The organism is Pseudomonas sp. GW822-FHT04H02 (assembly GCF_058800645.1).
In genome coordinates this window covers 416,869-428,617 of sequence record NZ_JBXAMM010000003.1, presented here as the reverse complement: position 1 = coordinate 428,617, position 11,749 = coordinate 416,869, and the positions used below count along the sequence as shown (strand labels likewise).

10 protein-coding genes are annotated in these 11,749 nt (G+C 59.9%); 7 read left to right on the top strand and 3 right to left on the bottom strand.

Annotated elements, in window-relative coordinates:
• Nucleotides 1-3 precede the first annotated feature (3 nt).
• From AC1RMG_RS14230 to AC1RMG_RS14220, 3 genes are all read right to left on the bottom strand, one after another.
• The gene (locus tag AC1RMG_RS14230; protein WP_493169447.1) at nt 4-984 is read right to left on the bottom strand and encodes a hypothetical protein; all 981 of its coding nucleotides are present in this window, start codon (nt 982-984) and stop codon (nt 4-6) included.
• Between the two features lie 156 nt (nt 985-1,140).
• Nucleotides 1,141-2,388 carry a ribonucleotide-diphosphate reductase subunit beta gene (locus tag AC1RMG_RS14225; protein ID WP_011062780.1) on the bottom strand — a complete coding sequence of 416 codons (1,248 nt, stop codon included), beginning with the start codon at nt 2,386-2,388 and terminating at the stop codon, nt 1,141-1,143.
• Between the two features lie 750 nt (nt 2,389-3,138).
• Complete coding sequence (locus tag AC1RMG_RS14220; RefSeq protein WP_011062779.1) at nt 3,139-3,402, bottom strand: DUF2790 domain-containing protein; 264 nt, start codon at nt 3,400-3,402, stop codon at nt 3,139-3,141.
• Between the two features lie 411 nt (nt 3,403-3,813).
• Between AC1RMG_RS14220 and acs the strand changes: the two genes are divergently transcribed.
• From acs to argR, 7 genes are all read left to right on the top strand, one after another.
• Nucleotides 3,814-5,769: an acetate--CoA ligase gene (gene acs / locus AC1RMG_RS14215; RefSeq protein ID WP_011062778.1), complete on the top strand. Its 1,956-nt coding sequence runs from the start codon at nt 3,814-3,816 to the stop codon at nt 5,767-5,769.
• A gap of 603 nt (nt 5,770-6,372) precedes the next feature.
• Nucleotides 6,373-7,149 carry an ABC transporter substrate-binding protein gene (locus AC1RMG_RS14210; protein ID WP_011062777.1) on the top strand — a complete coding sequence of 259 codons (777 nt, stop codon included), beginning with the start codon at nt 6,373-6,375 and terminating at the stop codon, nt 7,147-7,149.
• A gap of 92 nt (nt 7,150-7,241) precedes the next feature.
• The gene (locus AC1RMG_RS14205; protein WP_011062776.1) at nt 7,242-7,931 is read left to right on the top strand and encodes an ABC transporter permease; all 690 of its coding nucleotides are present in this window, start codon (nt 7,242-7,244) and stop codon (nt 7,929-7,931) included.
• On the top strand, nt 7,928-8,626 hold the full coding sequence (locus tag AC1RMG_RS14200) for an ABC transporter permease (protein WP_011062775.1): 699 nt from the start codon (nt 7,928-7,930) through the stop codon (nt 8,624-8,626). Before AC1RMG_RS14205 ends, AC1RMG_RS14200 begins: the two co-directional genes overlap by 4 nt.
• Nucleotide 8,627: 1 nt before the next feature.
• Complete coding sequence (locus tag AC1RMG_RS14195; RefSeq protein ID WP_493169445.1) at nt 8,628-9,740, top strand: succinylglutamate desuccinylase/aspartoacylase family protein; 1,113 nt, start codon at nt 8,628-8,630, stop codon at nt 9,738-9,740.
• Nucleotides 9,741-9,763: 23 nt separating this feature from the next.
• Nucleotides 9,764-10,528 carry an ABC transporter ATP-binding protein gene (locus AC1RMG_RS14190; RefSeq protein ID WP_011062773.1) on the top strand — a complete coding sequence of 255 codons (765 nt, stop codon included), beginning with the start codon at nt 9,764-9,766 and terminating at the stop codon, nt 10,526-10,528.
• A gap of 112 nt (nt 10,529-10,640) precedes the next feature.
• Entirely contained in the window at nt 10,641-11,621 is a 981-nt protein-coding gene (argR, locus tag AC1RMG_RS14185) for a transcriptional regulator ArgR (RefSeq protein ID WP_011062772.1), read from the top strand.
• Nucleotides 11,622-11,749: the final 128 nt, after the last annotated feature.

Genomic DNA, 11,749 nt, shown 5'->3' with positions numbered 1-11,749 from the left:
AGGTTATTTTGCTTCCAGCCCCGGCGCCTCACGGATCACGAAGTGATCCAGGTTCTCGATATTGGCGCTGAAGACCCCGAAGGTCGACTCGGGGTCTTTCTTGCTCGGCACTTGCTTGAGCGCCGGCGTCACGCCATAGAAGAAACAGTACAGCTCCCGCTGGCTGTCGGCGGCGCCCTTGATCTCCTCGAGGAAGGCTTTGCGCTTGCGGTAGCTGTCGATCAGCTTCTTGCTCAGGTAGACATTGACCGAGTAGGGCTTCTTCTTGGTTTCGCCCTCTGCCTTGAACCAGACTTTCTGCTCGAAATCGATGCGAAAGCTTTGGGTGTAGTCCTTGATCTCCTTGATCTTGCCCCAGTAGATAAGCCCCTTGTTGTCCAGCAGGTACTCGATCTTCTTGAAGAACGAGGCGTAGCTGGCCGTGTGTTCGCCGACCTTCAGCGGCATGCGCTTGAGCAGTTCCTTGTCGTCGATGTTCGACACAAAGCACTCCACCGGGTGGGCGAAGACGCTGGTCTTGTCCGGGGTAGTGTCGCGCCCGGGGTGGGGCTTGTGCGAACTGGCCGTAGCGGCTGGCGGAGTGTCCCGTGGGGCATCCACTGCCGCTTGGGGGCTGGCCGGCTTGCGCACGTATTCACGGCGGCTTAAGAGCAGCTCCGAGGGGAAATGCTCCTCGCGTTCCTCTTCGGTCGCGGTGCCTTCCACGCTACCGGCGCTTTTGCTGACCCCATAAGGGCATCCTTCCATATGAAGCGTGGCGGGCAGGTTCTTGAAATGCGGCGTGCGGATGTAGTTGACGTTCTTGGCGTTGAAAGTGCCCAGTTGATTAGTGCTATCGAACGCTGCGCGGCATTCATCGTTGGGGCACTGGAAACTTTCCCTGGCCGAATCGAAGACCAGGGTTTCATCGAAATTCAGATCACGCACGTCATAGATCGACAACTTGTCGTCGAGGCTGATGCAGTACGCGGTATCGAATTTCATGGGCGCTTTGATCCTTAAGCGGAAGAGGGTTCTTTATAGCGGCAGGTCATGCAGCCTGCACGTACTTTGATGAGCCAGTCCCTGTGTAGATTGATGCGGCCAATAAAAAAGCCCTGACCAGGTCAGGGCTTCTTGTTTGTGTCATTGATCCGGGAATCAATCCCAGCTCAAGGCGCCGCCAGTCTGATACTCGATCACGCGGGTCTCGAAGAAGTTCTTCTCTTTCTTCAAGTCCATGATCTCGCTCATCCATGGGAACGGGTTGGTGGTACCTGGGTACTCTTCCTTCAGGCCGATCTGCGACAGGCGACGGTTGGCGATGAACTTGAGGTAGTCCTCCATCATCGCGGCGTTCATGCCCAGTACACCGCGCGGCATGGTATCGCGAGCGTATTCGATCTCCAGTTGGGTGCCCTGGAGGATCATCTGGGTCGCTTCTTCCTTCATCTCGGCATCCCACAGGTGCGGGTTTTCGATCTTGATCTGGTTGATCACGTCGATGCCGAAGTTCAGGTGCATGGATTCGTCGCGCAGGATGTACTGGAACTGCTCGGCGACACCGGTCATTTTGTTGCGACGGCCCATGGACAGGATCTGGGTGAAGCCGCAGTAGAAGAAGATGCCTTCCAGAACGCAGTAGTAGGCGATCAGGTTGCGCAGCAGTTCCTTGTCGGTGTCGACGGTGCCGGTTTCGAACTTCGGATCGGAGATCGAACGGGTGTACTTCAGGCCCCAGGCGGCTTTCTTCGCAACCGATGGAATCTCGTGGTACATGTTGAAGATCTCGCCTTCATCCATGGCCAGCGATTCGATGCAGTACTGGTAGGCGTGGGTGTGGATCGCCTCTTCGAACGCCTGGCGCAGGATGTACTGGCGGCATTCCGGGTTGGTGATCAGGCGGTACACGGCCAGTACCAGGTTGTTGGCAACCAGGGAGTCGGCGGTGGAGAAGAAGCCCAGGTTGCGCATGACGATGCGACGCTCGTCGTCGGTCAGGCCTTCCGGGTTTTTCCACAGGGCGATGTCGGCGGTCATGTTGACCTCTTGCGGCATCCAGTGGTTGGCGCAGCCGTCGAGGTACTTCTGCCAGGCCCAGTCATACTTGAACGGCACCAGCTGGTTGAGGTCGGCGCGGCAGTTGATCATGCGCTTCTCGTCAACCGCGACACGGGCGGAAGAACCTTCCAGTTCAGCCAGGCCTTCGGCGATGTCGAGCTGATCCAGAGACGCCTTGGCGCGGGCTACGGCAGCGGAGTCGCTGGCGGTCACGGCACGGGCTTCGAGAGCGGCGGCGCCACCGGCGCTGTCGAGGCGGTCCATGTTGGCTTCAGTAGCGTGGCCGGCGTTGGCGCCTTTGACCGCAACTTCACCTTCTTCTTTGTCGAATTCGTCCCAGCTCAGCATGACGTGTCGTCTCCTGCTCGAGGGCCAGATGCCCGTGTGAAAACAAAAGGGGTGGTTTTTCACACGGCACGCTGGCCGCGTTAAATCATTGGAAATCGTTTGTTGCAGCAGTGAACGCAGGCAATAAACAGAAATACGTGTCCGGGTGCCTGGTGACCGCTGTCGGGCGGAGCTTGGTGTGCCAGCTCCTGCGCAGGATTCAGCAGGTCGTTTTCATCCGGTAAGGGAATGTTGCAGGCCCGTTTTGAGGACGCATTATAAGGATATTTTCGGGGGCGTGGGGCGACCGATGGGCGCAGGCGAGCCCGAGAAGGGGGGGGACTTGGAGCAGAGCGCGGGTTTACAAGGCTTTGGCGGTTGAAGATTTTTTTTCACGCTTGAAAAAAATAGCTGGAAATGGCCAAAAAATAGCCAATTTTACTAGATGTTGTGTTTTTGCAAGACTTTTTGAGGTTTTGAACACAACTCGAATCGCTCGTTCTTGCCTTGGGAAATCTCCTGGAGCAGGTCTTCAGGGGGTGGCCGGATTTCCTCCGTCGAAGCCGTCGCTGGAGTTGCTCGCAAGGTCGTGGGCGGTGCCATGAGGAGGCCATCAACCTCAGGAGGAAAGGTGCGTGCGATTGCCGGGCTCGCACGTCGTCAGGCTGAGGCCTTTTACTGCCCATGGGTGGGTAGTCACCAGGCATCTGTGCCGCAAGAGGGATTTCTTGCGGCCGGCAGTCATCAAGGTATGTGCAATGAACTTTGCTATTAGCCGTTAGAGCAACCGTTGCCCATTACGCGATATTGAAGAATATGCCGCTGGCCGTGGGAGTCTTCATATTCCATGCGCGCTGGTACAACTTCGCATACTTCTGGAACTTCGCTCATGGAGATAACTTTGGCGATATCCAGATCAGTCGAGTAAGTGTATTCCTCTACCGGTACTTGCTGGTTGGCGACATCAGTCGGGATCTCATCAGCCATCGCGGTTACGCACAGACTGCTGAGGGCCAGAACTAATAAAGCTTTCATTTGCGTTTTACCTTTCTAAGGTCGTGTGAGGTCACGCAGCCTTTATGGGGCTGCGTGTGGAACTTGAGTAGAAGTTTGATTAACTGCCTTCGTGGGGGCTGCAACTTGGTTAATCAGATTGCCTGTTGGGCGAGGCAGATTTTAGGCGCGGGGGCCGCAGTCATATAGGCGTACTTTTGATAAACACCTTTGACAGTTTTTGTAACAATCGCCGAAAAAGGGCTGTTTGGCAGCTGGCTGGAACTTTTTTGGGTAGGGTGGATATCGCTGTAAGGCGCATTCTTGAAGGGGTTTGGCAAATGAAGGGGTATTTCGCAGGGGGTTGTTACTACCATCGTCGAATGGTTCTATAGACGTCCCCCGGCTACAACGGGGTCATACAAAAACAACTATGTCACCGAGGTAAGAAAGATGAGTGCGGCTTCTCTGTATCCCGTTCGTCCCGAGGTTTTGGCCAATACGCTGACTGACGAAGCGACCTACAAGGCCATGTACCAGCAGTCGGTCGTGAACCCGGACGGTTTCTGGCGCGAACAGGCCAAGCGTCTCGACTGGATCAAGCCTTTTACCACGGTGAAGCAGACCTCCTTCGACGATCACCATGTCGATATCAAGTGGTTCGCCGACGGCACCCTGAACGTCTCCTACAACTGCCTGGATCGCCATCTCGCCGAGCGCGGTGATCAGATCGCGATCATCTGGGAAGGCGACGATCCTTCCGAAAGCCGCAACATCACCTACCGCGAACTGCATGAGGAAGTCTGCAAGTTCGCCAACGCCCTGCGTGGCCAGGACGTGCACCGCGGCGACGTGGTGACTATCTATATGCCGATGATTCCCGAGGCGGTGGTGGCCATGCTGGCCTGTACCCGCATTGGCGCGATCCACTCGGTGGTGTTCGGCGGCTTCTCCCCTGAAGCCTTGGCCGGGCGCATCATCGACTGCCGCTCCAAGGTGGTGATCACTGCCGACGAAGGTATCCGTGCCGGCAAGAAAGTGCCGCTCAAGGCCAATGTCGACGATGCCCTGACCAATCCGGAAACCAGCAGCATTCAGAAGGTCATCGTGTGCAAGCGCACCGGTGGCAACATCAAGTGGAACCAGCACCGCGACATCTGGTACGAAGACTTGATGAAAGTCGCCGGCAGCGTCTGCGCGCCGAAAGAGATGGGCGCCGAAGAAGCGCTGTTCATCCTCTATACCTCCGGTTCCACCGGCAAGCCCAAGGGCGTGCAGCACACCACCGGCGGCTACCTGCTGTATGCGTCGCTGACCCATGAGCGGGTGTTCGACTACCGCCCGGGCGAAGTCTACTGGTGCACCGCCGACGTCGGCTGGGTCACCGGCCACACCTATATTGTCTACGGCCCGCTGGCCAACGGCGCCACCACCGTGCTGTTCGAGGGTGTGCCGAACTACCCGGATGTCACTCGGGTGGCGAAGATCGTCGACAAGCACAAGGTCAACATCCTCTACACGGCACCGACCGCAATCCGCGCCATGATGGCTTCGGGCACCGCTGCCTGCGAAGGGGCCGATGGCAGCAGCCTGCGCCTGCTGGGCTCGGTGGGCGAGCCGATCAACCCGGAAGCCTGGGACTGGTACTACAAGAACGTCGGTCAGTCCCGCTGCCCGATCGTCGACACCTGGTGGCAGACCGAAACCGGCGCCACCCTCATGAGCCCGCTGCCGGGGGCGCATGCCTTGAAGCCGGGTTCCGCAGCGCGTCCGTTCTTCGGCGTGGTGCCGGCCCTGGTGGATAACCTGGGCAACATCATCGAGGGCGCGGCCGAGGGCAACCTGGTGATTCTCGATTCGTGGCCAGGCCAGGCACGGACCCTGTACCGCGACCACGATCGTTTCGTCGATACCTACTTCAAGACGTTCCGTGGCATGTACTTCACCGGTGACGGCGCCCGTCGCGACGAAGATGGCTACTACTGGATCACCGGTCGGGTGGACGATGTGCTCAACGTCTCCGGGCACCGCATGGGTACCGCTGAAATCGAAAGTGCCATGGTTGCGCACCCGAAGGTCGCCGAAGCGGCGGTGGTGGGTGTGCCTCACGACATCAAGGGACAGGGCATCTACGTCTATGTGACCCTCAATGGTGGCGAAGAGCCGAACGAAGCCCTGCGCCTGGAATTGAAGAACTGGGTGCGCAAGGAAATCGGGCCGATCGCCTCGCCGGACGTCATCCAATGGGCGCCGGGCCTGCCGAAAACTCGTTCTGGGAAGATCATGCGGCGGATTCTGCGCAAGATCGCCACGGCGGAGTACGACGGTCTGGGCGATATCTCGACCCTGGCTGACCCGAGTGTGGTGCAGCACCTGATCGATACCCACAAGACCATGAACGTCGCCTGAGGCGGTTTTCGAGTCACCCAGCCCCGCCCGGCCCTGTGCCGGGCGGGGCTTTTTTGTGCGGTGGCGATGGGCCGCAAAGCCCTCTGCGTGGCTGTTGCAGGTGCCGGCTTGCCCGCGAGGAAGGGGCGAATAAATATCGGATTTATCCCTTCGGTGTATCCGAATGTTACCGGTACGGCCGAAGATGTAACCTCGCGCCTACTTTCGGGGCAATGGGAAACGCCGGGCCCCATTTCGGGGCCTTTTATACCCTTATAAAAAATAAGTCATCACGCTGCGCTTGCCGGAATAGAAGGCTTTGCCAATAATAGGCCCGCAATTTGCAGCATAGATCGGTTCCCCGTCTTTCGCTCTTGCATAGAATTGAAGAGCTGTCAATGCGCTGGCCAGGCATTCTCGATGCTTCTGTAATTTGTTGTCGCATTGAGGAAATATCGGCTTCCAGCCTGTCGTTAGAATGCCGGTCACTCGCTCGTCGTTGCCTGTGTGTGAGCCCCTTGCGGGCTGCCCGGGCCGCAGCGCCGCTATTTGCTGTTTCACCCATTCGCATATTGGGCTGTCGCTCACTCTGCCGTTTTCGCCCTTTACCGATGGAGTTCTAAGATGAAGAAACTCGTGCTTCTTGGCGCCCTGGCACTGTCCGTGCTCTCCCTGCCGACTTTTGCCGATGAAAAGCCCCTGAAAATTGGTATCGAAGCGGCTTACCCTCCGTTTGCCTCCAAGGCGCCGGACGGCAGCATCGTCGGTTTCGACTACGACATCGGCAACGCCCTGTGCGAAGAGATGAAGGTCAAGTGTGTCTGGGTCGAGCAAGAGTTCGACGGCCTGATCCCGGCACTGAAGGTTCGCAAGATCGACGCCATCCTCTCGTCCATGTCGATCACTGACGATCGCAAGAAATCCGTGGACTTCACCAACAAGTACTACAACACCCCGGCGCGTCTGGTGATGAAGGCCGGTACCCAGATCAGCGACGGCCTGGCCGAGCTCAAGGGCAAGAACATCGGCGTGCAGCGCGGTTCGATCCACGAGCGTTTCGCCCGTGAAGTGCTGGCTCCCCTGGGTGCGCAGATCAAGCCTTACGGCTCGCAGAACGAAATCTACCTGGATGTGGCCGCCGGTCGCCTCGACGGTACCGTGGCGGACGCTACCCTGTTGAATGACGGCTTCCTGAAGACCGACGCTGGCAAGGGCTTCGCCTTCGTCGGTCCGGCCTTCACCGACGTCAAATACTTCGGCGACGGCGTAGGGATCGCCGTGCGCAAGGGCGACAAGGCCGATCTGGACAAGATCAACGCCGCCATCGCTGCCATTCGTGAGAACGGCAAGTACAAGCAAATCCAGGACAAGTACTTCGACTTCGACATCTACGGCAAGTAAGACCGTCGAATCAGTCAGTCCGAGATGGCGCAAGCAGCAGAATCTCTGAAGTTTGCGCCATTTTTTCATCCCAATTTTCGAGGACCTGAATCATGTTGAAAGGCTACGGGGCTGTCATCCTCGATGGCGCTTGGCTGACGCTTCAGCTCGCCTTGTCGTCCATGGCCCTGGCCATTGTTCTGGGTCTGATCGGGGTTGCGCTGCGCCTCTCGCCGGTGCGCTGGCTGGCCTGGCTGGGCGACCTGTACTCCACGGTAATCCGCGGTATTCCCGACCTGGTGCTGATCCTGCTGATCTTCTACGGCGGCCAGGATCTGCTCAACCGGGTGGCGCCGCTGCTGGGTTATGACGATTACATCGACCTCAATCCGCTGGCGGCCGGTATCGGCACCCTGGGCTTCATCTTCGGTGCCTACCTCTCCGAAACCTTCCGTGGCGCCTTCATGGCGATCCCCAAGGGGCAGGCGGAAGCCGGCATGGCCTACGGCATGAGCAGCTTCCAGGTGTTCTTCCGGGTGATGGTGCCGCAGATGATTCGCCTGGCGATTCCCGGCTTCACCAACAACTGGCTGGTACTGACCAAGGCGACCGCGCTGATTTCCGTGGTGGGCCTGCAAGACATGATGTTCAAGGCCAAGCAGGCGGCGGATGCCACTCGCGAGCCATTCACCTTCTTCCTTGCAGTGGCGGCGATGTACCTGGTGATCACCAGTGTCTCGTTGCTGGCACTGCGTTACCTTGAGAAGCGCTACTCGGTAGGCGTAAGGGCGGCTGATCTATGATCTTCGACTACAACGTCATCTATGAGGCCCTGCCGCTGTACTTCGGCGGCCTGCTGACCACCCTGAAACTGCTGGCGCTGTCGCTGTTCTTCGGTTTGCTGGTGGCGCTGCCCCTGGGGCTGATGCGGGTGTCCAAGCAGCCGCTGGTGAACATGACAGCCTGGCTCTACACCTATGTGATCCGCGGCACGCCGATGCTGGTGCAGCTGTTCCTGATCTACTACGGCCTGGCTCAGTTCGAAGCGGTGCGCGAGAGTTTCCTCTGGCCCTGGCTGTCCAGCGCGACCTTCTGCGCCTGCCTGGCCTTTGCCATCAACACCAGCGCCTACACCGCGGAAATCATCGCCGGCAGCCTCAAGGCCACGCCCAATGGCGAGATCGAGGCGGCCAAGGCGATGGGCATGTCGCGCTACAAGATGTATCGCCGCATTCTCTTGCCATCGGCTCTGCGCCGCGCGCTGCCGCAGTACAGCAACGAAGTGATCATGATGCTGCAGACCACCAGTCTGGCGTCCATCGTGACCCTGATCGACATCACCGGCGCGGCGCGGACGGTCAACGCGCAGTACTACCTGCCGTTCGAGGCCTACATCACCGCCGGCGTGTTCTACCTGTGCCTGACCTTTATCCTGGTGCGCCTGTTCAAGCTGGCCGAAGGCCGCTGGCTGCGCTACCTGGCGCCGCGGAAGCACTGATATGGAACGCATCGATCATCCATTGCCCTGGAATCACCTGGGTAGCGAGCGGCATATCTCGGTGTTCCGTTTCGGCAGCGGCGAGCGCAAGGCCTATATCCAGGCCAGCCTGCATGCTGACGAGTTGCCGGGCATGCGTACTGCCTGGGAGCTGAAGAAGCGCCTCGGCGAACTGGAAGCCCAGGGGGCTCTCAACGGCGTCATCGAGCTGGTGCCGGTGGCCAACCCACTGGGCCTGGGCCAGTTGCTGCAAGGCAATCACCAGGGGCGTTTCGAGGCCGGCAGCGGCAAGAACTTCAACCGTGATTTCGTCGAGTTGAGCGAGCCGGTCGGCCAGCGCCTGCAAGGGCGCCTGGGGGATGATCCGCACGCCAATGTGCGCCTGATTCGCCAGGCCATGGCCGGGGTGCTGGCTGAGCTACCGCCGGCGTCCAGCCAGTTGCAGGGCATGCAGCGGGTGCTCCTGAGCCATGCCTGCAGCGCTGATGTGGTGCTGGACCTGCATTGCGATGCCGAGGCGGCGCTGCACATGTATGCATTGCCGCAGCATTGGCCGCAGTGGCGCTCCCTGGCCGCGCACCTGGATGTGAAGGTCGGCCTGCTGGCGGAAGATTCCGGTGGCAGTTCGTTCGACGAAGCCTGTTCGTTGCCCTGGTTGCGCCTGTCGCGGCAGTTCCCTGAAGCGCAGATCCCCTTGGCTTGCCTGGCAACCACCCTTGAGCTGGGCGGCCAGGCCGACACCGGGCGGCCTCAGGCCCAAGCGCACGCCGAAGGCATCCTGGCGTTTCTTGCCGAGCAGGGGTTGATTGCCGGTGACTGGCCGGCCCCCGGGCGCGAAGCCTGCGAGGCCATGCCTTTCGAAGGCACCCAGCTGCTGTATGCGCCGCACCCCGGCGTGGTGAGCTTTCTGCGTCCGGCCGGTAGCTGGGTGGAGGCGGGCGAGCCGGTTTTTGAAGTGATTGATCCCCTATCCGATCGGGTCAGCACGGTGTGTGCTGGCACCAGCGGCGTGCTGTTCGCCGTTGAGCGGCTGCGTTATGCCCAACCCGGTTTCTGGCTGGCCAAGGTGGCGGGGCGCGAAGCGCTGCGTCACGGGCGCTTGCTCAACGACTGACTGTTTTTGTGAGAACCGACCGCATGTACAAACTTGAAGTCCAAGACCTGCATAAGCGCTATGGCAGTCACGAAGTGCTCAAGGGCGTGTCCCTGAAGGCCGCAGCTGGCGATGTAATCAGCATCATCGGCTCCAGTGGCTCGGGCAAGAGTACATTCCTGCGCTGCATCAACCTGCTGGAGCAGCCCCATGCGGGCAAGATCCTGCTGAACAACGAAGAGCTGAAGTTGGTAGCCAACAAGGACGGCGCCTTGAAGGCCGCCGATCCCAAGCAGCTGCAGCGCATGCGCTCGCGCCTGTCGATGGTGTTCCAGCATTTCAACCTGTGGTCGCACATGACCGCGATTGAAAACATCATGGAAGCGCCGGTGCATGTGCTGGGTGTGTCCAAGGCCGAGGCTCGCGAGAAGGCCGAGCACTACCTGGCCAAGGTCGGTGTGGCGCACCGCAAGGATGCCTATCCGGGGCACATGTCCGGTGGCGAGCAGCAACGGGTGGCAATTGCCCGGGCCCTGGCGATGGAACCGGAAGTCATGCTGTTCGACGAGCCGACCTCGGCCCTGGACCCGGAACTGGTGGGCGACGTCCTGAAGGTCATGCAGGCCCTGGCCCAGGAAGGCCGGACTATGGTGGTGGTGACCCACGAAATGGGCTTTGCCCGTGAGGTGTCCAACCAGCTGGTGTTCCTGCACAAGGGTGTGGTGGAAGAGAGCGGCAACCCGCGTGAAGTGCTGGTGAACCCGCAATCAGAACGTTTGCAACAATTCCTCTCGGGCAGCCTCAAGTAATAGCTGCCGTTGTGCACCAAATTAGGTCATGCTGCGCACCGCGCGCCAGATGGTCTAACTTGGTGCTGCCGCCCTTGGCTTCTCACCTTGTTTTCGTTTCGGATTGCCCGCCATGACTGCCCATCGAATTGGTTTCCTGATTTGGCCCAGCACTAAAGCCTTGACGCTGGCGCTGGCTGAGGAGGCCTTGCGTGTTGCCCAGCGGGTGCACCCGGAAGTGGTCTATGAGCTGGCTTTCCTGCAGGCTGAAGCTCCGGCCGAAGGCGCCTGGCAGCTGCCGGGCGAGCCTTGGGCGGGCAAGCTGGAAGGTTGTCAGAAACTGTTCCTGCTGGCGGACGAGCCGCCGGCGCCGATGAGTTCCGGCTTGAGCAGTGCCCTCAAGCAGCTGGTGCGTGCCGGCTGTGTGATTGGTGGGCTGTCAGCCGGGGTTTACCCCTTGGCACAACTGGGGTTGCTCGATGGTTATCGGGCAGCGGTGCACTGGCGCTGGCAGGATGATTTCGCCGAGCGTTTTCCCAAGGTCATCGCCACCAGCCATCTGTTCGACTGGGACCGTGATCGCCTGACCGCGTGCGGTGGCATGTCGGTGCTGGACCTGCTGCTGGCGGTGCTGGCCCGGGATCATGGCGCCGAGCTGGCCGGTGCGGTGTCCGAGGAACTGGTGGTGGAGCGCATTCGTGAAGGCGGCGAGCGCCAGCGTATCCCGCTGCAAAATCGCCTGGGCTCCAGCCACCCGAAGCTGACCCAGGCAGTGCTGCTGATGGAGGCCAATATCGAGGAGCCGCTGACCACCGACGAGATTGCCCAGCACGTCTGTGTTTCCCGTCGTCAGTTGGAGCGGATCTTCAAGCAGTACCTGAACCGCGTGCCCAGCCAGTATTACCTGGAGCTGCGCCTGAACAAGGCCCGGCAGATGCTGATGCAGACCAGCAAGTCGATCATTCAGATCGGCCTGTCCTGTGGTTTCTCTTCCGGCCCGCACTTCTCCAGCGCTTACCGCAACTTCTTTGGCGCCACCCCGCGTGAAGATCGCAATCAGCGGCGCAGCAGCAGCCCGTTCGAACTCTCCTCCGTGCCTTCCGAGCGTGGCTGACCCCGTATTGTAGGAGCCGGCTTGCCGGCGAATCCCACAGGCAACCCGCTCGCCCGCAAAATCCCGTTCGACGTCCTCTTGTCGTAACGTCGATAACCTTTTCGAGATTTGGGGCTGCCCGCCACATA